This is a genomic window from Caulobacter sp. CCNWLW153 (assembly GCF_036889365.1).
GTDB lineage: Bacteria > Pseudomonadota > Alphaproteobacteria > Caulobacterales > Caulobacteraceae > Caulobacter > Caulobacter radicis.
Map to the genome: position 1 here is coordinate 41,954 of NZ_JBAKFV010000023.1, position 22,819 is coordinate 64,772.

Annotated in this window: 14 protein-coding genes; 6 read left to right on the forward strand and 8 right to left on the reverse strand. The window is 68.2% G+C overall.

Going from position 1 to position 22,819, the window contains the following annotated elements:
- Nucleotides 1-15 precede the first annotated feature (15 nt).
- Together V6S85_RS25090 and fdhD are read right to left on the reverse strand one after the other, a co-directional pair.
- Nucleotides 16-2,310 (reverse strand): FdhF/YdeP family oxidoreductase, encoded by a 2,295-nt coding sequence (locus V6S85_RS25090; RefSeq protein WP_334350626.1) that lies wholly within the window; start codon nucleotides 2,308-2,310, stop codon nucleotides 16-18.
- A complete protein-coding gene (gene fdhD, locus V6S85_RS25095) occupies nucleotides 2,310-3,125 on the reverse strand; it encodes a formate dehydrogenase accessory sulfurtransferase FdhD (protein WP_116565468.1) in 816 nt (271 codons plus the stop codon). The genes V6S85_RS25090 and fdhD overlap by 1 nt, the downstream gene beginning before the upstream one ends.
- A gap of 17 nt (nucleotides 3,126-3,142) precedes the next feature.
- Here fdhD and V6S85_RS25100 point away from each other — a divergent pair, with 17 nt between their 5' ends.
- Nucleotides 3,143-3,478, forward strand: coding sequence for a hypothetical protein (locus V6S85_RS25100; RefSeq protein ID WP_334350627.1), 336 nt, complete (start codon nucleotides 3,143-3,145; stop codon nucleotides 3,476-3,478).
- A complete protein-coding gene (locus V6S85_RS25105) occupies nucleotides 3,471-6,329 on the forward strand; it encodes a TonB-dependent receptor domain-containing protein (protein ID WP_334350628.1) in 2,859 nt (952 codons plus the stop codon). The genes V6S85_RS25100 and V6S85_RS25105 overlap by 8 nt, the downstream gene beginning before the upstream one ends.
- Before the next feature lie 206 nt (nucleotides 6,330-6,535).
- Here V6S85_RS25105 and V6S85_RS25110 read toward each other — a convergent pair whose 3' ends face one another.
- From V6S85_RS25110 to V6S85_RS25130, 5 genes are all read right to left on the reverse strand, one after another.
- Entirely contained in the window at nucleotides 6,536-8,614 is a 2,079-nt protein-coding gene (locus V6S85_RS25110; protein ID WP_334350629.1) for a S9 family peptidase, read from the reverse strand.
- Nucleotides 8,615-8,720: 106 nt separating this feature from the next.
- A complete protein-coding gene (gene galA / locus V6S85_RS25115; protein WP_334350630.1) occupies nucleotides 8,721-11,243 on the reverse strand; it encodes a beta-galactosidase GalA in 2,523 nt (840 codons plus the stop codon).
- 130 nt (nucleotides 11,244-11,373) lie between these two features.
- Nucleotides 11,374-14,082: a TonB-dependent receptor gene (locus V6S85_RS25120; protein WP_334350631.1), complete on the reverse strand. Its 2,709-nt coding sequence runs from the start codon at nucleotides 14,080-14,082 to the stop codon at nucleotides 11,374-11,376.
- Nucleotides 14,083-14,289: 207 nt separating this feature from the next.
- Nucleotides 14,290-15,666, reverse strand: coding sequence for a glycoside hydrolase family 53 protein (locus tag V6S85_RS25125; protein WP_334350632.1), 1,377 nt, complete (start codon nucleotides 15,664-15,666; stop codon nucleotides 14,290-14,292).
- 88 nt (nucleotides 15,667-15,754) lie between these two features.
- Nucleotides 15,755-16,639, reverse strand: a complete 885-nt coding sequence (locus tag V6S85_RS25130) for a LysR family transcriptional regulator (RefSeq protein WP_334350633.1) — start codon at nucleotides 16,637-16,639, stop codon at nucleotides 15,755-15,757.
- A 75-nt stretch (nucleotides 16,640-16,714) separates the two neighbouring features.
- Between V6S85_RS25130 and V6S85_RS25135 the strand changes: the two genes are divergently transcribed.
- The 4 genes from V6S85_RS25135 to V6S85_RS25150 all read left to right on the forward strand — a co-directional run bounded on the left by V6S85_RS25135 (nucleotide 16,715) and on the right by V6S85_RS25150 (nucleotide 21,185).
- Complete coding sequence (locus V6S85_RS25135) at nucleotides 16,715-17,923, forward strand: MFS transporter (protein ID WP_334350634.1); 1,209 nt, start codon at nucleotides 16,715-16,717, stop codon at nucleotides 17,921-17,923.
- Complete coding sequence (locus V6S85_RS25140; RefSeq protein WP_334350635.1) at nucleotides 17,920-18,621, forward strand: alpha/beta fold hydrolase; 702 nt, start codon at nucleotides 17,920-17,922, stop codon at nucleotides 18,619-18,621. The genes V6S85_RS25135 and V6S85_RS25140 overlap by 4 nt, the downstream gene beginning before the upstream one ends.
- A gap of 1 nt (nucleotide 18,622) precedes the next feature.
- Nucleotides 18,623-19,333: a gamma-glutamylcyclotransferase gene (locus V6S85_RS25145; RefSeq protein ID WP_334350636.1), complete on the forward strand. Its 711-nt coding sequence runs from the start codon at nucleotides 18,623-18,625 to the stop codon at nucleotides 19,331-19,333.
- A gap of 181 nt (nucleotides 19,334-19,514) precedes the next feature.
- Nucleotides 19,515-21,185 carry an MFS transporter gene (locus V6S85_RS25150; protein WP_116565486.1) on the forward strand — a complete coding sequence of 557 codons (1,671 nt, stop codon included), beginning with the start codon at nucleotides 19,515-19,517 and terminating at the stop codon, nucleotides 21,183-21,185.
- Nucleotides 21,186-21,238: 53 nt separating this feature from the next.
- On the opposite strand, the gene V6S85_RS25155 is transcribed toward V6S85_RS25150, so the two are convergent.
- On the reverse strand, nucleotides 21,239-22,639 hold the full coding sequence (locus tag V6S85_RS25155) for a helix-turn-helix domain-containing protein (protein ID WP_334350637.1): 1,401 nt from the start codon (nucleotides 22,637-22,639) through the stop codon (nucleotides 21,239-21,241).
- Nucleotides 22,640-22,819: the final 180 nt, after the last annotated feature.

A 22,819-nucleotide genomic window follows, 5' to 3' on the forward strand; every position in this document is an offset into this window, starting at 1 on the left:
ATCGGCGGCCCTCAGTCAGCCGCCGTGCAGGGTTAACCGCACAGGCGCTGACTTGTAGGCCGGCGTGCCACTACGCCGGTCGTGATCCTCAAGTGCTACTAGAGCATTGGTTTCCGGATAGTATGCGGCCACGCACCCACGCGGAATTTTTCGCGCCACGGCCGTGAAGCCACGCACGACTCGCGCGCCGGTTTCATCGAAGGCGGCCGCCAGATCGATGCGCTGGCCCTCCGCCACGCCCAGCGCCGCCAGGTCTTCCGGATTGACGAACACCACGTCGCGCCGACCGAACACCCCGCGATAGCGGTCGTTCTCGCCGTATATGGTGGTGTTGTACTGGTCGTGGCTGCGCAGGGTGGTCAGCAGCATCACCGAGGCGTCGCCCCGGCGCGGATCGTCCAGTCCCGTGTGCGGCAGGAAGTTGGCCTTGCCCGACGGCGTGGTCCACTTGCGCTCGGCCGGCGGCACCGGCAGGCGGAAACCGCCAGGCTGGCGGATGCGCGTGTTGTAGTCGGTGAACTGGGTCGGGAAGACCTGCTCGATCAGGTCGCGGATGCGGTCGTAGTCGGCCGTCAGCCCCTCCCAGTCGACGGGATCATCAGCCCCCAGGGCCGCGCGGGCGACGCCGGCGACGATGGCCGGCTCGGACATCAGGTGCTCGGAGGCGGGAGGGTTGAGGCCGCGCGAGGCGTGGACCATCGACATCGAGTCCTCGACGGTCACCGACTGGCGCACCCCGCCCTGCAGGTCCATCTCGGTGCGGCCCAGGCACGGCAGCAGCAGCGCCTCGCGGCCGACCAGCAGGTGCGTGCGGTTGGGCTTGGTGGCGATGTGGGCCGCGAAGTCGACCATCCGCATGGCCACGTGGGTGCGGACCGGATCGGGCGCGGCGACGGCGAAGTTGCCGCCCAGGCCGACGAACACCTTGGTCCGCCCCGCCCCCATGGCCTCGATGGCCTCGACGACGGTGTGGCCGTGATCGCGCGGCGGCGTGAAGCCGAACACCTTGGCCAGGGAGTCGAGCAGCGCCGCCGACGGTTTCTCCCAGATGCCGACCGTGCGGTCGCCCTGAACGTTGGAGTGGCCTCGCAGCGGACAGATCCCCGCTCCCGCCCGGCCGATGTTTCCACGCAGCAGCAAGAGGTTCACCAGCTGCTGCACGGTGCTGGACGAGTTGCGGTGCTGGGTCAGGCCCATGCCGTAGCAGAGGATGGTGGCGCTGGACCGGGCGTAGATGGCCGCTGCTTCCTCGATCTCGGCCCGCGACAGGCCGCCGACAGCGACGATCTCGTCCCAGGACAGGGCGTCGAGGTGGGCCGCCAGGGCGTCAAAGCCCGCCGTATGCTCGGCGATGAAGTCGTCGTCGAGGACGGCCGGCTCGTCGGCCGCGCGCGCCGCGTGGTCGAAGGCCAGGACGGCCTTCACCAGCCCCTGCACCACGGCCGCGTCGCCGCCCACGTTCACTTGATAATAGCGCGAGGCGATCGGGGTGGACGACAGGGTCGCCATCTCGACCGGGTCCTGCGGCGAGGCGAACCGCTCCAGAGCCCGCTCGACCAGCGGGTTGAAGGCCATGATCGTCGCGCCTCTGCGCGACGCTTCGCGAAGGGTCGCCATCATCCGCGGATGGTTGGTGCCGGGGTTGTGGCCAAAGCACAGGATCAGGTCGGCGTGGTCGAAGTCTTCCAGGCTGACCGAGCCCTTGCCCATGCCGATCGAGTCCGGCAGGCCGACGCTGGTCGGCTCGTGGCACATGTTCGAACAGTCGGGGAAATTGTTGGTGCCGACCTTGCGGCCCAGCAGCTGGAACAGGAAGGCCGCCTCGTTGCTGGCGCGGCCCGAGGCGTAGAACTCGGCCTCGTGCGGGCTCTCCAGCGCCTGGATGGCCGCGCCTGTGCGGGCGAAGGCCTCGCTCCACTCGATGGGCAGGTAGCGGTCGCTCTTGGCGTCATAGGCCATCGGATGGGTCAGGCGGCCCAGGTCCTCGATGGCGTGGTCGCTCCAGGTCAGCATCTCGCTGACGGTATGGGCGGCGAAGACCTCGGGCGTGGCGCGCTTCGTCGTCGCCTCCCAGGCCACCGCCTTGGCGCCGTTCTCGCAGAACTCGAACGACGAGGTGTGCTTGGGATCGGGCCAGGCGCAGCCGGGGCAGTCGAAGCCCTCCGGCTGGTTGGCCCGCATCAGGGTCTTGCCGCCCTCGACGATGGCCTCCTGGTCGGCCAGGGCGCCGGCCACGGCCTTCAGCGCGCCCCAGCCGCCGGCCGGCGCGTCATAGGGCTTCACGCCCGGGATCTTGCTGTCATCGGCCATCACGCAACCTCCAGCGCCGCCTCGACCAGGCGGTCGGGACGGGAAAACACCATGTGACCGTCGGCCCGAGCCAGGGCGACCAGGGTCAGGCCCGATTCCTCGGCCCGGCTCACGGCCAGGTCGGTCGGCGCCGACACCGCGACGATCGCGCCCGCGCCCATGCGCACGGCTTTCTCGACCATCTCGAACGAGCAGCGACTGGTGACCAGAACGAAGCCAGCCCCGGCGTCGCGACCCTCGCGCGCCATGGCCCCGGCCAGCTTGTCCAGCGCGTTGTGGCGGCCGACGTCCTCGGCCAGCAGCAGCACCCGGCCGTCGACATCGCAGAAGGCCGCCGCGTGGGTGGCGCGGGTGCTGCGGCCCAGGGCCTGGGCGACTTCCAGGTTGGCCAGGGCGGCCGGCACCGCCGCGTGAGCGATGCGAGCGCCTTCGACGGCGGGGGGCAGCGGCCGGACCGCATCGGCCAGGCGCTGCACGCCGCACAGACCGCAGCTGGAGCGGCCTTCCAGATTGCGCGGCCGGGCCTTGCGGCGAACCACGCCCTCGGCGAGGCGCACATCGACCAGGATGCCGAGATCTTCCGTCCGCGCTTCGACCGAAACGATCTCGTCGGCGCGGGCGACGCCCTCGGTGATGGTGAAGCCGCGCGCCAGGTCCTCGACCTGCGCCGGCGTGGCCATCAGCACGGTGTGCGGCCGGCCGTCGAACGACAGGCCTACGGCGACCTCCTTGGGGGTCCAGCGGTCGGTCGGCGCGGCGCGCCCCGGCGCGCGCCATTCCAGGGCGGATCGGAGGCGGGCGGAAGCATCGGACATGGCGCGAAGACTACAGTTTGGGCGCCGCCGCCGCCATGGCGAAAGACGAACACGGGGTGTGGCTGCCGGGCCACGCGGCCAGTTTGCGTCAAGCACAACACAAAACGGCGATTTACTTCAAAGATCGCGCCTTAGGTTTCCGCCAGATATCCGATCCAACCGAAAGCCTGCGGTATACGATTGGAGACAAACCACATCCCGACGTTCTGGCAATTCATCGGAACGTTACAGAACTTTCACCTCACAATCGCGAAACAAACCCCGCCCATCCCTGCCCCACGGCGAAATTTTATTCCGCCACCATGGCCTTGGCCGCGAAGCCTTGGCGAATACTGGGGACTATGAATGGCTAGAAATACCTATCTGCTGGGCGCTTCCGCGCTCGTCATCGCCATGACGACCGCGCCGATGCTGGCGCAGGCCCAGACGACCGACGACGCCTCCGCCGTCGAAGAAGTGGTGGTCACCGGTTCGCGCATCGCGCGCCGCGACTACGTCTCCAACAGCCCGATCGTGACCATGGGCCAGGAAGCGATCGAGAAGACCGGTTCGGTCACGGTCGACACCCTGCTCAACCAGATGCCGCAGTTCGTGCCGGCCGTGTCGTCGACCTCGAACAACCCGTCGAACGGCGGCCAGGCCAACATCGACCTGCGCGGGCTGGGGACCCAGCGCACCATGGTGCTGATCGACGGCCACCGCGTGGTTCCGTCGAACTCGGACGGCACCGTCGACGTCAACATCATTCCCTCGGCCCTGATCCAGAACATCGAGGTAATCTCGGGCGGCGCCTCGGCGACCTATGGATCGGACGCCCTGTCGGGCGTGGTGAACTTCAAGCTGAACAAGAACTTCACCGGCCTGCAGATGGACGCCCAGTACGGGATCACCGAGCAGGGCGACGGTAAGGAAAGCTCGCTCAGCCTGACCGCCGGCGGCAAGTACGCCGAGGACAAGGGCCACGCCGTGTTCTCGGTCAGCTACTCGCAGCGCGGCGAGGTCTACAACGCCGCCCGCGACTTCGCGAAGGTCTCCGGCGCCTCGTCGACCACCCCGTACGGCCGCTATGACGCCACCGGCACGAACCTGCCCAGCCAGGCCGCCATCGACGCCGTGTTCGCCAAGTACGGCTACGCCGCCGGCTCGGTCGGCCGCTCGGCCAACCTCGGCTTCAACGACGACGGCACGCTGTTCTACAACGGTGTCAACTACACCGGCTCGGACGCGATCGACTATTCGACGATCCCCGTGAACGGCACCTACAACACCGGCGCCCTGAACCTGCTGCAGCTGCCGCTGACCCGCTATTCGGCCTATGCGGCCACCGAGTACGAGGTCAACGAGCACGCCGAGGTCTACGGCTCGTTCAACTTCACCCACTACGACTCGCGCACCATCCTGGCCCCGTCGCCGGCCGCCGGTTCGACGGGCTTCTCGGTGCCGGTCACCAACCCCTTCATCCCGACCGACCTGTCGACCATCCTGGCCAGCCGCGCCGACCCGACCGCCGACTTCCTGCTGCGCAAGCGCTTCACCGACGTCGGCTCACGGATCTCGGAAACCACCTTCAACGTCTTCCAGCTGGCCGGCGGCGTCCGTGGCGCGACCGGCTTCAAGGACTGGACCTACGACCTGTACGCCTCATTCGGCCGCTCGGAGCAGAACGAGACCCAGTCGGGCAACGTCAGCCACTCGGCGGTGCAGACCCTGCTCGACGCGGCCGACGGCGGCGCCAGCATCTGCACCGGCGGCTATGACCCGTTCGGCAACAACGCCCTGTCGGACTCGTGCCGCTCGTACATCTCGCGCACGACCAAGAACTGGACGGCCGCCGAACAGCGCATGGTCGAGCTGAACTTCCAGGGCGGCCTGTTCAACCTGCCGGCCGGCGAAGTGCGCGGCGCCTGGGGCGCGGACTACAAGTTCGACAGCTTCCAGTACGTGCCCGACAGCCTGCTCTCGACCGGCGACGTGGTCGGCTTCAACGCCGCCGACGCCATCGACGCCTCGACCGACGTCTACGAGCTGTACGGCGAAATCCTGGTGCCGGTCCTGAAGGACCTGCCGTTCATCAAGTCGCTGAACCTCGACGCCGGCTACCGGATGTCGGACTACCAGACCATCGGCACCGTCGGCGCCTACAAGGTCGACGGCGACTGGGAAGTCGTCGACGGCTTCCGCATCCGCGGCGGCTACCAACGCGCCGTCCGCGCCCCGTCGATCGGCGAGCTCTACTCGCCGCAGAACCAGGACTACCCGTCGATCAGCGAAGACCCCTGCGCCTACAACAGCAGCTACCGGACCGGCGCCAACGCCGCCAACGTCCGCACGCTCTGCCTGTCGCAAGGCGTGCCGTCGGCGATCATCGACAGCTACACCTACGCCAACAGCCAGGTGAACGCCCTGACCGGCGGCAACCCGGACCTGAAGGAAGAGACCGCCAACACCTACAATGTCGGCTTCGTCTGGTCGCCGCGCTTCGACAACCCGCTGTTCGAACGCCTGTCGCTGTCGGTCGACTACTATTCGATCGACATCAAGGACGCGATCGGCACCATCGACGCCTCGACCGTGCTGGACAAGTGCTACAACGGCGACGCCAACAGCGCCTACTATTGCAGCCTGTTCTCGCGCAACAGCTCGACGGGCGAGATCGACACCCTCACCCTGACCAACCTGAACCTGGCTCGCTACAAGACCACGGGCGTCGACTTCCAGGCGGACTGGGCCTTCGGCCTGGGCGCGGTCGGCCTCGACGACAAATACGGCATGCTGAAGTTCAACGTTGTGGGCAACTACCTCGACAGCTTCAAGGTCCAGAGCCTGGCCGGCGAGGAATTCCAGGAGCTGAAGGGCACGATCGGCAACACCTCGATCAGCTCGGTGGCCGTCTCCCACCCCGAGTGGAAGTTCGCGGCCTCGACCAGCTGGGTCGTGGGTCCGGTGGACGTGGGCGTGCGCTGGCGCCACATCGGCGAGATGGTCGACGCGGCCGACTCCTCGGAGAAGATCGACGCCGTCGACTACTTCGACCTGAACGGCAGCTGGCAGATCAACGACACCTACTCGATCCGGGGCGGCGTCACCAACCTGACCGACAAGCAGCCGCCGTACTTCACCTCTTACGTGCAGGCCAACACCGATCCGTCGACCTACGACGTGCTCGGCCGCCGCTTCTACGTGGCGGTGAAGGCCAAGTTCTAAGCCTTCGGGTCCAGGACAAGATCAGGCGGCGGGGTCGAAAGGCCCCGCCGCTTTTTCTTTGGGCGCCAGATGCTCCCCCTGAAGGGGGAGCTGTCGCGGAGCGACTGAGGGGGAAGTGATAGCGGCATGTCAGCAGCCGCTTGGACCTCGTCAGGAACTTCCCCCTCCGGCCCTTCGGGCCAACTCCCCCTTCAGGGGGAGGATCTTCACTTCGGCGGTGTCTGGAACTTCTCGAACCAGGCCAGGATCGCCGAGGCCTTAGCCGCCGACTGCGAGGGCCGAACGGCCAGGCCTCCGTGGCTGGCGCCGGGCACCTTCACCAGCGCCGTCGGCACGCCGCGCAGTTGCAGGGCCTGGTAATACTGCTCGGACTCGGCCACCGGCGTGCGCAGGTCCTGGTCGCCGACCACGACCAGGGTCGGGGTCTTGACGTTGCCGACCAGCGACAGCGGCGAGCGGGCCCAATAGCCCTGCGGGTCCTCCCACGGCATCTTGCCGAACCAGTACGAGGCCATGAAGCTGTAGGCGTCGGTGGTCAGCACCTGGCTGGACCAGTTGATCACCGGCTTCTGGGTGGCGGCTGCGGCGAAGCGGTTGGTCTTGCCGACGATCCAGGCCGTCAGGGCGCCGCCGCCCGAGCCCCCGGTCACATACAACCGGTCGCTGTCGACGAAGCCCTTGGCGACGGCCGCGTCGACCGCGCTCATCAGGTCGTCGTAGTCGTGGCTGGGATAGTTACGGTCGATCTCGTTGGCGAAGGCCTCGCCGTAAGACGTCGAGCCGCGCGGGTTGGCGTAGACCACCACATAGCCGGCCGCCGCATAGAGCTGGTTGTCGGTCGAGAAGCTGGGGCCATAGGCCGAGAACGGCCCGCCGTGAATCTCGAGGATCAGCGGATACTTCCTGGCCGGGTCGAAGTTCGGCGGGGTGACGATCCAGGCGCCGATGTCCTTGCCGTCGAAGGACGACTTCACCGGCAGCGGCTCGACCTTGCCCAGGGTCTTGGCGCCCAGCAGGTCGGCGTTGAGGGCGGTCAGGCGCTTGGCCTCGCTGCCCTTCCTGGCGACGGCGATGTCGGAGGGACGGCTGGTAGAGCCTTGGGTGAAGGCCACGGTCCCGTCGCGGGCCACGCTGAACGCGCCGCCGCTATACGGCCGGTCAAGGCCGGCGCCGGTCAGGCCGGCGACCACCGTCTCCACGCCGCCCGAAGCCGCGCCGACACGAGCGACGCGCACCGAACCGTTCTCGTCGTAGGAGACATAGAGGCTGCGGCCGTCGGCCGACCACACCGGGTTGTCGATCGAGCGGTCGAGGTCGCCGGTCAGCACGCGGCTGTTCCCGCCGTCGATGTCCATCACGTAGAGGCGGGTGTTCTCGTAGCCCCGGCGGCGGGCGTCGTCATAGCCGACATAGGCCACCTGCCGGCCGTCGGGCGACACCACCGGATTGGCGTCGGGGCCCACGCGGGTGGTCAGGGCCTTCAGCGCGCCGTCGGCCAGGGTCAGGCGCCAGATCTCGGCCTCGGCCGGATTGCGCTCCCAGCCCTCGGCGCGATTGGCGGAGAACAGCAGGTAGCGGCCATCCTTGGTGAAGGACAGCGGCCCGCGATCGTCGAACTTGCCGAAGGTCAGCTGGCGCGGCGCGCCGCCCTCGGCCGACACGGTGTAGATCTTGGAGAAGCCGGCCTTCAGCGTGCCCTCGCCGTCGCCACGGAAGGTGACCCGGGTCTCGACGGTCAGCGGCGGCGCCCACTTGGCGTTCTCGGGCTTGCCTTCCGGGGCCGAACCCAGCTTGGCGCCGTCGTCGGCGGTGAGCATGGTGAAGGCGATGGTCTTGCCGTCGGGCGACCAGGTGAGATCGCTGGGCGCCTCGACCAGTGTGGCCAGGCGCGCGGTGCGGCCGGTGGCGACCCATTGCACATAGAGCTGGGCGCCGGCGTCGGGCGTCACCAGCACATAGGCCAGTCGCTGACCGTCCGGCGACCAGCGGGGCGACATCGCCGACCCCTGCCCGGCCACCAGCGGCGTCTGGGCGCCGGTCTTCGCGTCGACCAGCCAGATCGAGCGCACGGCGCGGTCGACCATGATGTCGTTGGAGGCCCGGACATAGGCGATCAGGTCGCCGTCGGGACGGATCTGCGGATCGGAGGCGACTTCCAGGCCGAACAGATCACGGCCGGTGAACAGGGCCTGGGGCGCCTCTCGCACGGCGGCGACGCCGGCCATCGGGCTCGCCGCCGCCAGGGCCAGCAGCGAAACGAGCAGCAGTTTGGTCGGGCGGCGCATGGGCGATCCTGGCGAAGCTTGCGAAAGAAGGGGTGGATACTGCCGCGCTAACGCCCAGCGTCCACCCCTAATTCCGCACCTCGCGCAAGGATCTTGCGCGGAAGCCTCAGCCCGCCTTCAGCGCCAGCGACGCCGGCTTCAAGCCCGGGGCCGAGGCCAGCACCCGCACTTCGCCGGCCTGGCCGCGCTTGGTGCGGACGATCACCTGGGCCAGGCCGTTGAAGACCTTGCGCTGGCTGGCGACGTCGCTCTCGTGGCTGGTCGGGTTGCCGTTGCCGACGCCGATCACTTCGCCCGGGCCGGTCACCGCGAAGGTGACCAGGTCTTCGGCCTTCGGAACCACGCGGCCCTTGGCGTCGACCACCTCGACCTTGAGGATGCCCACGTCCTGGCCGTCGGCCGCAAGGGCCGCGCGTTCAGTGGTCAGGCGCACGGCGGCGGCGGGACCGGCGGTCTCGCGGCGCTGGCGCAGGATCACCTTGCCGTCCTTGTAGCCGTGGGCCTCGATCACGCCCGGGGCATAGGGCACGGACCATTCGACGTGGTGGTTGGCTTTCACCTCCCGCACGCCCTGGCTCTTGCCGTTCAGGAACAGCTCGACCTTGTCGCAGTTGCTGTGGACCCAGACCGGAACAGGCTTTCCTTCCTGGCCTTCCCAGTTCCAGTGCGGGAACAGGTGCAGCAGCGGCTCTTTCCGCCACCAGGCGCGATAGTAGTAATAGTTGTCCTTCGGGAAGCCGCAGGTATCGAGCGCGCCGAAGTGCGAGCTGATGCTGGGCCAGCGGTTGAAGGGTGTCGGCTCGCCGCGATAGTCGAAACCGGTCCAGATGAAGCCGCCGGCCATCCACGGACGGTCTGCCGCGTGGCTCCACCACTTCTCGGCCGTGGTCGCCCACCAGGGGTGGTCGGTGTCGTAGGCCGGAACGTAGCTCTTGGCGTCGCTGCGCAGGTATTCGCCGCGCGTGGTGACCGTGCTGCCGCTCTCGCTGCCGATGATCGGCAGGTTCGGGAAGCGGGCGTGGAAGTCGTCCATCTTCTCGTGGCGGTAGTTGAAGCCGATGACGTCGAGCTCGGCGGTGATGCCGTCGCCAAAGCCCGAGTCCATGGCCGCCGTGACGCCGCGGGTCGGGTCGAGGCGGTTGACCAGGCGGCGCATGGTCTTGGCCACCTTGCGGCCGCGCGCCGTGCCCTGCTGAGGCTCCTCATTGCCGATCGACCACAGGATGATGGACGGGTGGTTGCGGTCGCGGCGGATCAGCCGCTCCATCTCGTCCAGCGAGGTCGGATCGCTCGACATGCGGCGCGTCTCGGCGATGAACAGCATGCCCAGGCGGTCGCAGGCGTCCATCAGCTCGGGCGTGGCCGGGTTGTGCGAGGCGCGATAGGCGTTGCAGCCCATCGACTGCAACTGCTCGATCCGCCAGGTCTGAAGGGTGTCGGGGATGCCCGCGCCGACGCCAGCGTGGTCCTGGTGGTTGCAGGTCCCTTGCAGCTTGACGTGCTTGTCGTTGAGGAACAGCCCTTCCTTCGGGTCGAAGCGCACCGAGCGCACGCCGAACGGCGTGGCGTAGCGGTCGACCACGGCGCCGCCGACCTTCACCTCGGTGACCAGCGTGTAGAGGTGCGGGTTCTCCAGCGACCACAGCACCGGATTGGCCAGGGTCACGGTCTGCGACAGCGACTGGCGCTGCCAGCCCGGCAGGCGGCCAGCGGCCGGGGCCACGGCCAGGGCCGGCTTGCCCGCGCCGTCCAGCACGGTGTGGACCAACTCGAACGCGACAGCCTCGTCGCCTTCGTTGGCCAGGTCGGTCTCGATCTCCAGCGTGCCGTCGACCTTGGACTTCACGAACACGCCCCATTGGGGCACGTGCACCGGGGCGGTCTTGACCAGCCAGACGTGGCGATAGATGCCCGCGCCTTCGTAGAACCAGCCTTCGCCCAGGCTGGCGTCGACGCGGACGGTGATCAGGTTCTCAGCCCCGACATTGGCGATGTCGGTGATGTCGACGCGGAAGCTGGCGTAGCCGCTTTCCTCGTGCTCGAGGACGTAGCCGTTCACCATCACCACGGCGTCGCGCATGACGCCGTCGAACTCGATCGACAGGCGCGTGCCAGTCTCGACGGCCGGCAGGGTGAACTTCTTGCGGTACCAGCCGATGCTGTTCTGGGGGAACTCACGGCCGATGGCCTTGTAGCCGTGGGCGGCGCGCAGGTCCTCGTCGTCGGGCTTGCCGCTGGGCTTGTAGTCAGGGTTGTTCTCGAACGGCAGGGTGACGGCCCAGTCGTGCGGCACGGTCACCGGGGTCCAGGCGCTGTCGTCGAAGTCCTTCTGGGCGGCGGCGGCCACCCACCAGTTGGGCGCGTCGGCGCCGGCCTTGGCGTAGGTGCGCTGGTTGGCGCCGTAGCCGAAGTCGCGGGCGGGATCCTGAGCGTGGCCGAGGTGGAACTTCCAGTCGAAGTCCAGGCTGGTGCGCTCGCGCGGGCCAAGATCGACGACGACCGGGGCTGCCTTCTTGGCGGAAGCGGCGGCGGGCTTGGCGGCTCGGGCGGCGTGGGCGGAAGACGCGGCGGCGAAAGCGGCGACGCCTGCGGTGGCGGCCAGGGCTTGCCGGCGGCTGAACTCGACCATCGGGGACCTCTCAAAGCAAAAAAGAAGGGAGGAAACCGGCGAGGTTTCCTCCCCCAGCAAAGGATCGTCGGGGAGGAATGACGTCCTGGAAAAGACCCCCTCGCCGAAGCGAGGGGGAGGATAGACGGATTTAGAACTTCACCGTGACGTCCATCAGGAAGCGACGACCATAGATGTCGTAGCGACCCAGGCGGTTCTCGTCGCCGTCGCGGTAGGTGCGCATGGCGCGGTTGGTCAGGTTGTTGGCCTGGAAGCGCACGCCGACCATGTCGTTGATCTGGTACGAGGTGCTGAAGTCCAGGGTCTTTTCGGTGCCCAGGGTCTGCAGTTCCGAGCCGTTCCAGCCGTAAATCACGGTCATCGGGCTGTGGTACTTGTAGCCCAGGCGGGCTTCGATCGGACCGTTGGAGTACCAGAGGTCGACCGTCGCGGTGTGCTTGGCCAGGCCCGTCAGCGACAGCGGCTTGGTCGAAGGCGTCATCTCGTTCAGGTCCGAGTCGACGAAGGCGTAGTTCGAGTAGATGCCGAACTTGTCGAGGCCCGACGGCAGGAAGAAGAACGGCGTCTGGAAGGTCGCCTCGACGCCCTGGATGTAGCCGCCGCCGCCGTTGACCGGAGTGGCCACGGCGTAGGTCGTGCCGTTGTAGGTCTCGGGCGTCTGGGTCCAGCCGATGTAGGTGTCGACGTCCTTGTAGTAGTAGGCCAGGGCGACCAGGGCTTCCGGACGGAAGTACCATTCGCCCGACAGGTCGAACTGGACGGCCTTGAACGGCTTCAGGTTCGGGTTGCCGCCCGAGCCGGTGTAGGGCGCCCAGGTGCTGAGGGTCTTGCTGGCGCGCAGCTCGTCCAGCGGCGGACGGGCCACGACCTGGGCCAGGCCCACGCGCACCACCTTGCCTTCGCCGAAGTCGAACTTGGCGTTCGCCGAGGGCAGGACGTCGGTATAGTCGTTGTCGACCGTCACGGCGCTGAAGGTGCTGGCGCCGGCGTTCTGGCGGTAACCGTCGCTGCTGGTCTTGGTGGTGACCACGCGCACGCCGACGTTACCCGTCAGCCACGAACCGGCGAAGCTGTCGGCGGCGAAGTTCAGCTTGGCGTAGGCCTCGCCGACCTTCTCGTTGACCTTCCAGCGCTGGGCCAGGTTGTCGCGGGCGTTGGCGTAGTTGAAAGCGTTGTCGCCGTAGATCGCGCGGGCGACGGCGTCGAGGTCGCCGGTGATGACCCCCGGAACGTTGAAGCCGCCGATGTTGTACGAGGTCAGCAGGCTGGACGGCACGGTGGTCGACTGCAGGCAGTTGCCCCACTCGTCCTGCAGGCTGGCGTCGTAGATGTTGCTCAGGTTCGACGGGTTGGCGCAGACGAACCACTGGCCTTGGCTGTGGTCCTTGGTGCGGTCCGACACGCGGAAGCCGAACTGCACGCTCTTGAACGTGCCTTGCAGGTCGCGGGTGAAGTCCAGGGCCCCGGCGACCAGTTCGTCGTTCAGGTGCTCCAGGCCGTCGTTCTGGCCGCCGTTGTTGCCGGCCGAGCCGCTCTGCACGGTCTGGGCCAGCGAGATCGGGTCCTGCGAGGCGGTCACGAACGGCTTGGCGCCGGCGCGCACGTCATAGCTCAGCGACGAGGGCCAGCTGTCCATCCGGACTGCGCGCCAGTTGTTCTCGCGCTCGGCCTTCGAGTACGAGATGTCGCCGGCCACGGTCCACAGGTCCTTGGTCCACTTGCCGTTCAGGCCGGTGGCGAACAGGGTCTTGTCTTCGGTGTAGCGGGCCAGGATCGAGGTGATCGAGGCGTACGGCAGGGTCGCCGCGACGACGGTGTTGTTTTCCAGCACGTAGGACGCGCCGGCGCCGTTGTAGTCGCCCCAGTTGCCGTTGTTCCAGTTGCCGCGGTTGCGGGCGTAGACGGCCTGGTCCTGGTCTTCGCGGATCTTGATGTTCGAGTAGAGGGCGTCGAACTTCAGTTCGAAGTTGTCGGTCGGCTTCCATTGCAGGCCGGTCGAAACGCCGTCACGCTTCTGCTCGAGCTTCTTGACCTCGAGTTGCAGACCCCACGGGGTGGCGTCGGTCTTGCCGTCGCCGTTCAGGTCGCCGCTGTAGTCGCTGGCGCCGACGGGGGTGCGGATGTTGGAGTCGTTCCAGCCCCAGCCTTGGAACGACACGTAGCCGTTCTTCTGCTTCTGCGAGGTCAGGCCCAGCACCATGGCCAGGTCGTCGTTGAACTTGTGCACGAACGAGCCGCTGGCGCGGTAGCCGGTCTGGCCGTAGTCCGGGATGTCCTTGCCGCCGTCGTAATAGACGGGGCCGGCGCGCAGCACGACCGACGGACCGCGGTAGTCCAGCGGGTCGATCGTCTGAATGTTGATGGTAGCCGCGACGCCGCCGGCGATCAGGTCGGCCGACTGCGACTTGTAGACCTGCACGCCCTGGACGACTTCCGAGGGATAGACTTCCCAGCGGACGTTGCGGTCGGGCTCGGACGAGGCGACTTCACGGTTGTTGATGGTGCCCAGCACGAGGCGGGCGCCCAGGCCGCGGACCACCGCCTGGCTGTCGTTGCCGCGGTCGCGGGTGGCGTTCACGCCGGGCAGGCGGGCGATCGACTCGGCGATCGTCACGTCAGGCAGCTGGCCGATGTCCTTGGCCGAGATCGCCTCGACCACCTTGTCGGAGCCTTGCTTCACGCCCAGGGCGTCGCGCAGGCTCTTGCGCACGCCGGTGACGACGACTTCCTCGACCTGAGTGTCGGAAGCGGGAGCCGCGTCCTGCGCCCAGGCGGCGGACGAAACGGCGAGCAGGCTCAGACCGCTGGCGGCGGCGAGCAGCATGGATTGTCGGGTCATCTAGTTCCCCCAATTAGGACGCGACGCCTTCTGCGGGCGTGGCTGTCTTCTGGTTTTGCGGAGAGGACCGGCGTCAAACGGCCGGATCAGTGAGGCGCGACGGTCCGCGCCGAAAGGAGAGCCGCGCCTCTGACGGGCGCTGGCGCGCCGGCTCTGCGGACCGGCACGCCAGGGCTATTTATCATATCAATCACATCTGACAAGTCGTCAGGGCTGGACGGGCAGCCGCACGGCGCTGGGCTTGGCCGAGATGGTCGCGGTAACAGCCGAAGCCGCCTCGACCGCTTCCGCCGTCGGGGCGGTGGCGACGGTCACCGACGCGCCCGGCATCAGGCGGGTGCGATAGACGAAGTCGGCGCCCTCGCGAACCATCGGGCGCGGGCCCGCCCCGCCCAGGAAGTCGCCGTCGATGAAGGCCGAGCTCTTGTCGCCGGCCGCCACCTTGAAGGTGGTCTCGACGGGCATGACGTAGGTCGAGGACAGCCACTTGATCCCTTCGACCGGCTGGCCCTTGAAGTCGAACAGGGTCGAGTTCTCCCAGTTGGAGCCCGTACCCCAGCGCGTCTTGCACTTGGTCGAGACCCAGGCCGGCTCCCAGTAGAAGACGCCCGTGCCGCCGCTGGCGAAGACCAGCTGGGTCAGGTCGATCAGGTACTTCTTCTGGCCTTCCTGAGTGGCCGGATAACCGGCGATCAGCGAGTCCTCGCCCAGCAGGTTGGGCGAGCTGTCGGCGCCTTCGGTGGTGAAGGGATAGGACGTCTCGACCACGACCACGTCGGCCGAATAGGTGTGGCGCAGGCGGTTGATGGACTCGCCCAGCTGGGCCATCGAGCGCTTGGACCACTTGCTGTAGTAGCTGATCCCGATCATGTCGTAGTCGGTGACCCCGGCCTTGGCCGCCGCCGCGAACCAGTCCTCGACGGTGTCGGGCTGGGCGATGTGCAGCATCAACCGCGGGTTCTTCGAGCCCTTGGCGCCGGCGTCGCGCACGGCCTTGATGCCGGCGTTGAACAGCAGCGCGTTGCGCTCCCAGTTGATCGGGTCCTTGGCCTTGGCCAGCGTCGAGACGATCTCGCCGTTGGTCTCGTTGCCCACCTGCACGAGGTCGGGCATCAGGCCCTGGGCGTCCAGCTTGACCAGGGTGTCGTAGGTGAAGGCGTAGAGGGCCTTGGCCTGGTCGGGCGTCGACAGCTTCTCCCAGGCCTTGGGGGCCAGCTGCTTCTCACCGTCGGCCCAGTCGTCCGAATAGTGGAAGTCGAGCAGCACCTGCAGGCCGGCGGCCTTGGCGCGCTTGATGCTCTTGGTGACGTCGGCGATGTTGGAGTAGTTCGTCCACTTCGGGTCGTTCCACAGGCGGATGCGGGCGATGTTCGAGCCGGCGTCCTTGAAGAACTGGTACTGCTCGACGGTCTTGTCGCCCGAGCGATAGACCGCGCCGCAGTCGTCCATCTCGTTGGCGTAGGAGATGTCGACGCCGAGATAGGTCTTCGGTTCCGCCGCGACGGCGGCGGTGGAGGCCATCAGGCCGGCGATGAGTCCCAGGCCGAGTTTTCTCAGGCCCAGCTTCCGAAGATGTCCCGACATGGCGAATGCTCCCGTTCTGTCTTCCCGGCTGCGATGAAGGCCCGGCCGGGATTTTCGGGGCGGAATATCTTCGTATTGATATTACAAATCAACCCTCGGAGCCGAGCGCGATCCTGACAACGTTTTGCAGGGCGGGTGACGGCGTTTTCCCAGTAACCAGGCTGAGTTGCGCGATCGGCGTTCCGCCGGCGATCGGCCGGAAGACCACCCCGTCGAGGGCCAGTCGCGCCATCGAGACGGGCACGATCGACACGCCGAGCTCGGCCGCGACCAGGGCCACCAGCGACAGCATCTGCGGGGCGGGCTGGCCCAGGATCGGCTCGAAACCGCTGCGCCGGCACGCCTCGACCGCGGCGTCGAACACGGTGGGCCCCAGGCCGCGCGGCGTCAGGATGAAGGCCTCGCTCCGCAGGTCATGAAGATCGACCGCCTCACCGGCCGCCGCCGGATGCGAAACGGGCAACACCGCCACCATCTCCTCGCCGTCCAGGTCGTGGATCCGCAGGCCCGCGAGATCGACGGCCCCCGGTCGCAGGAAGGCCGCGTCCAGCGCCCCCTGCGCGACCTCGACGGCCAGGTGCGTGCTGTTGGTCTCGGTCAGCGACAGCTCGACGTCCGGATAGCGCCGGCGATAGGCCCGCACCGAGGCCTGCACCGCGCGGTTCAGCACGGCCGATCCCGTGAAACCCAGGCGCAGCGACCCGCTCTCGCCCCGCGCCGCCTTCTGGGCCTGCACAGCCGCCGTCCTGGCCTGGTCGGGCATGTTGCGGACGGCGGCGTGGAACGCCCTGCCCGCTTCGGTCAGTTCGGCCCCGGTCGGCAGGCGTTTGAACAGGCTCACGCCCAGTTCGGCCTCCAGGTCCTTGATCTGCTGGCTCAGCGGCGGCTGGCCGATGCCGATCCTCGCCGCCGCCCGCGTGAAGTGCCCCTCCTCGGCGACGGCCAGGAAGTAGCGGATGTGACGCAGTTCCACATCATCTCCAAAAGCTATCGAAAATCCGTTCGCCATATATTGGACTGTCGAAAGGCGGAGTTCTAGATCACCGCCATGACCGCTTCAGCCGCCATCGCCGCCTCGCCCGCCCGGGACACGGGACGTCTGCGCCGGATGTCGCTGGCCCTGTTTCTCGGCGGCTTCTCGACCTTCAGCCTGCTCTACTGCGTACAGCCCCTGCTGCCGACCTTCGCCCGCACCTTCGGCCTGTCGCCGGCCCAGAGCGCCATGGCCCTGTCGCTGAGCACCGCCACGCTCGCCGTGGCCATCCTGATGGCCGGAGGCGCGGCCCAGCGGCTGAACCTCAAGACGCTGATGTTCGGCTCCATGGTTCTGGCGGCCGCCTGCAACCTCGCGGCCGCACTGGCCCCCACCTGGCCCCTGCTGCTGCTCGCCCGAGCCGCCGAAGGCCTGCTGCTGGGCGGCGTGCCGGCCGTGGCCATGACCTATCTGGCCGAGGAAACCGAAGCCTCGGACCTCGCCGCCGCCATGGGCCTCTATGTCGCCGGCACGGCCTTCGGCGGCATGGCCGGCCGGGTCGGCATGGGCCTGCTGCTGGCGACCTTCGACTGGCGCATGGCCATGGCCGCCATCGGGGCCATCGACCTCGTCGCCGCCATCGCCTTCTTCGCCCTGCTGCCCAAACCCCGCCACGTGCGTGCGCCAGCGCCCGAGCGCCTGTCCGACCGCCTGCGAACCTGGAACGAGGCCTGGCGCCGCTCCGGCCTGCTGGCCCTGTTCGGCCTGGGCTTCTGCCTGACCGGCGTGTTCGTTGCCCTGTTCAACTATGTCGAGTTCCGCCTTGAGGGCGCGCCCTATCACCTCAGCCAGACCCAGGTCGGCCTGATCTTCCTGGTCTACGCCTTCGGGGTCTGGTCCTCGTCGACCGCTGGCCGGCTGGCCCAGCGCTACGGCCGTCGCCGGCTGCTGCTGGTCGGCCTGGCCGTCATCCTGGCCGGGATCGCCCTGACGCTGCCGACCAGCCTGGTCGCCATCATCGCCGGCATCGCGCTGGTAACCACCGGCTTCTTCATCGCCCACGCCGTGGCCAGCGGCTGGGTCGGACGCCTCGCCGGACCGGCCAAGAGCCAGTCGGCGGCGCTGTACCTGCTGTTCTACTATGCCGGCTCGAGCCTGGCCGGCGCGGCCGGCGGCTGGTTCTGGCGGCACGGGGCCTGGCCCGCCGTCGCCGGCTTCACCGCCGTCCTCGTCCTGGCCGGCGTCGCCCTGGCCCTGCGTATTCCCCGGGAAGACCCGTTATGACCGATCGCCAAGCTCTCGTCTTCCTGCCCGGCCTGCTGTGCGACGCCCGCCTGTGGCGCGACCAGGCCCGGGATCTCGCCGATCTCGCCGACCCGATCATCGCCGATCTGACCCTGGACGACAGCGTCGCGGCCATGGCGGCCCGGGTGCTGGCCGCCGCCCCCGAGCGTTTCGCCCTGGCCGGCCTGTCCATGGGCGGCTACGTCGCTTTCGAAATCCTGCGTCAGGCGCCGGAACGCATCGAACGCCTGGCCCTGCTCGCCACCAGCGCCGCGCCCGACACCGCCGCACGCGCCGAGAACCGCCGCCGCGCCATGGCCGCGCTGGAAGTCGGCCGTTTCCTGGGCGTCACGCAGCGGATGCTGCCCCAGCTCCTGCACGCCTCGCGCCTGGACGAGCCGCTGGGCGCCGAGGTCAAGGAGATGGCCGCCCGCGTCGGCGGCCCGGCCTTTCTGCGCCAGCAACGCGCCATCCTCGGCCGGCCCGACTCCTGCCCGCTGCTGCCGTCGATCACCGTCCCCACCCTGGTGGCCGTGGGCGACTCCGACCAGTTGACCCCGCCCGCCGAGTCCCAGGCGATCCACGCAGCGATCCCCGGTTCGCGCCTGCACGTCTTCACGGCCTGCGGCCATCTGCCGGCCATGGAACGCCCCGAGGAGACGACCGCCCTGCTGCGCGCCTGGCTGACGAAGGCCTGAGATGATCCAGATCGACCGCCTCGACCACTTCGTGCTGACCGTCGCCTCCGTCGAGGCCAGCGCGGCCTTCTACGAGCGCGTGCTCGGCGCCGAACGGGTGACGACGCCCGGCAAGCCGACGGCCGTGCGGTTCGGCCGCTGGAAGATCAACCTGCACCCGGCCGACGCGCTCTTCACACCGAAGGCGGCACGGACGATCGCCGGCGCCGGCGACTTCTGCCTGATCACCCGCCAGCCGCTCGACACAGTGGTCGTCCACCTCGCCGCCTGCGACGTCGCCGTAGAACTGGGGCCCGTCGACCGCAACGGCGCGCTCGGCCCCATGACCTCGGTCTATTTCCGCGATCCCGACCAGAACCTGATCGAGATCAGCCGCTATGCCGACCGCCCCGTCCAGCGCCTGGCGGTCTACGGCTCGCTGGCGCCCGGCCGCCCCAACCACCATCACCTGGCGCCGCTGGGCGGAACCTGGACCTCGGGCGTCGTGCGCGGCCGCCTGGTCGCCGAGGGCTGGGGCGCGGCCATCGGCTTTCCTGGCCTCGCGCCCGATCCTAAGGGCGAGGCGATCGCGGTGCAGGTGCTCGAGAGCGACGCGCTGGAGGCGCACTGGTCACGCCTCGACGCCTTCGAGGGCGCCGGCTACCGCAGGGTAAGCCTCACGGTCGAAACCGAGGCCGGCTCGGTCGAGGCCTGGATCTACGTCCTGGCCTGACCTCCTGGCGGGCTCGTCATGCCACCGGTGGCAGCATCGGCCCGCTCAATCCCCGAAAATCGTCGTTCGCAACCCTGCGTTCCACGAAAGTTCCCCTTTACGTAGGTCGCGAGGCGCCTGCCATCATCCCCCGCAACGATCAGCCGCGCAAAGCGGCGACGCTTTCGAGGAGGATACGAGTATGGCGGACGCCGTCGCGACGTCAGGCGCAAAGAACGGAGAGACCGTTCAGCGCAAGGACGCATTGGTCATCGGCGCGGCGTCGGTGGGCACGGTCTTCGAGTGGTACGACTTCTACCTGTACGGCTCCCTGGCCACCTACATCACCCATCACTTCTTCTCGGGCGTGAACGAGACCACGGGCTACATCTTCGCCCTTCTCGCCTTCGCCGCCGGGTTCGCGGTGCGCCCGTTCGGGGCGCTGGTGTTCGGACGCCTCGGCGACCTCTGGGGCCGCAAGAACACCTTCCTCGTCACCATGCTGCTGATGGGCCTGTCGACCTTCGTGGTCGGCCTGCTGCCCAGTTACGAGCAGATCGGCGTCGCCGCCCCAATCGCGCTGGTGCTGATGCGCCTGCTCCAGGGCCTGGCGCTGGGCGGCGAGTACGGCGGCGCGGCGACCTATGTGGCCGAGCACGCCCCGCATGGGCGTCGCGGCTTCTACACCAGCTTCATCCAGATCACCGCGACCTTCGGCCTGTTCCTGAGCCTGGTGGTGATCCTGGCCACCCGCTCGACCGTCGGCGAGGACGCCTTCCAGGCCTTCGGCTGGCGCATCCCGTTCCTGATCTCGATCGCTCTGCTGGGCGTGTCCCTCTGGATCCGCCTGCAGCTGTCGGAAAGCCCCTCGTTCCAGAAGATGGTCAGCGAGGGCAAGGGCACCAAGCAGCCGCTGAAGGACAGCTTCGCCCGCTGGGGCAACCTGAAGATCGTGATCCTGGCCCTCGTCGGCCTGACCGCCGGCCAGGCCGTGGTCTGGTACACCGGCCAGTTCTACGCGCTGTTCTTCCTGGAGAAGATGCTCAAGGTCGACGGCGCCGTGGCCAACACCCTTGTCGCCATCGCCCTGCTGATCGGCACGCCGTTCTTCGTGGTCTGCGGCTGGCTGTCGGACAAGATCGGCCGCAAGCCGATCATCATGCTGGGCTGCGCGCTCGCCGCCCTCACCTACTTCCCGCTGTTCAAGACCCTGACCGCCGCGGCCAATCCGCAACTGGCCGCCGCCACGGCCTCGGCCCCGGTGACGGTGATCGCCGATCCGGCCGACTGCTCGTTCCAGTTCGACCCCGTGGGCAAGACGGTGTTCAACACCTCGTGCGACCTGGCCAAGTCGTATCTCGCCAAGGCCGGCGTCAACTACGAGAACCAGCCCGTCGCCACGGGCGAGGTGGCCGAGGTCCGCATCGGCCAGACCACCCTGCCCTCTTTCCGCGGCGAGACCCTCTCCAAGGAGCAGTTCGCCGTCGAGAAGAAGGCCTGGGAGGCCAAGCTCGCGCAAGCTCTGAAGACCGCCGGCTATCCCGAGAAGGCCGACCCGGCCAAGATCAACAAGCCGCTGGTGATCTTCGTCCTGACCCTGCTGGTGATCTACGTCACCATGGTCTACGGCCCGGTGGCGGCCATGCTGGTCGAGCTGTTCCCGACCAATATCCGCTACACCTCGATGAGCCTGCCCTACCATATCGGCAACGGCTGGTTCGGCGGCTTCCTGCCGACCACGGCCTTCGCCATGGTCGCGGCCACCGGCAACATCTACTACGGCCTCTGGTATCCGATCGTCGTGGCCGCCGTGACGGCGATCATCGGCATGCTGTTCCTGAAGGAAACCAAGGACGTCGACATCGAGGCCTGATCACCTCGACTGACTTCTCGGAAGGGGGCGCCGCAAGCGCCCCCTTCTTCGTTTCAGGGGCGCAGCGAGAACGGCACCCAGCGGCGGTCGTCCTCGAACACCTCGAAGGCGCGGTCCACCGGCGGGAAGGCCCGCTGGGAGCAATCATCCCGCTCGCAGATCCGGCAGCTGACCCCGATCGGCGCCGACGGCCCGGCGAGATCCAATCCATCCGCATAGACCAGTTGGTCGGCGTAGCGGGTCTCGCAGCCCAGGCCCAGGGCGTAGCGCCGCTCGGCCTGGCGATAGGCGCCCGACGGCTTCACCACCCCGCGCGCGATGCAGACATAGCGGACGGCGTCGGGCATCTGCGCCAGTTGCACCAGCCAGGCGTCGGGCCGGGCGAAGGCGTCGTGGACGTTCCACAACGGGCAGGCCCCGCCGAAGCGGGCGAACTGCAGGCGCGTGGCGCTGTGGCGCTTGGTGATGTTGCCGGCCCTGTCGAGCCGCACAAAATAGAACGGCACCCCCCGCGCGCCGGGCCGCTGCAGCGTCGAAAGCCGATGGAACACCTGCTCCAGGCTGGTCTGGAAAGAGAGCGCCAGCCGCTCGACGTCGTGCCTTGCCGCCCGCGCCGCCTCGCGGAACCGCTCATAGGGCAGGACCAGCGCGCCGGCGGCGTAGTTCAGCAGGCCCGTGCGGCAGACCTTGGCGGCGCTGTCGCTGCGAAAGCCGGCAGCCGCCAGCTCGGCCTCGACGATGTCGGGCAGGGTCAGGGCGGCGATCTGGTAAGCCAGCTGGAAGCTGCGCGTCGCCTCAGGATGGGCCGCGCCGATGGTCACCGTCCGGCTGGCGGCGTCCCAGTGACGCAGCAGGTCCGGCTCGTCGCCGCGCACCACCCGCACGCCAAGGCGGTCGGCGAGATACGTCTCCAGCGCCCGCTCGCCGCCCCCGCCGATCTCGACCGCCAAGGCCTCGGCGGCGACGTCCAGGCTATGGATGTAGTTGTTCTTGTAGTGGAAGAAGTCGCGGACCTCTTCATAGGGCAAGAGCGCGCTGGCCGCCCCGCGCTCGTCCAGCGACACGGCCTCCTCCGTCGCCTTCAGACGCTCGTCAAGGCGGCGATAGGCGCGGTGCAGGTCGAGATATGCCTTGGCGAGGTTGGGCGTATTGGCCACCGCCGCCTTGATCTCCGACAGGGCCGGCGCATCACCGCCTACCGGCGCGTCGGCCGTGGCCTCCCTAAGGTCGGCGATCAGTCGCTGGTCGTCGGCGGCGTCCAGCGAGGCGGCGTCCACCTCGAACACCCGCATGACGTCGATCAGCACCCGGGCGGTGACCGGCCGCTGGTTGGCCTCGATCTGCGACAGATAGCTGGCCGAGAGGCCAAGCTGCGCCGCGCAGGCCTCCAGCTTCCAGCCCTTGGCCTGGCGTAGCAGCCGCAGGCGCGGCCCGATGAACAGCTTTTCTCCCATTTCGCAACTTTGCTATTTCACAAGATGCAAGTTCGCAAGCCCTCGCCGCAGCCTCAATTTTCTTGAGCCACGCGCCCGAAGCCACGCAAAATCTCCTCTTTGCGACGTTCACAGCTCGGTCGGAGTAAGCCTTGCAACACATCCTGGAAGAGCTGGAGCGTCGTCGGGAGCAGGCGCGGA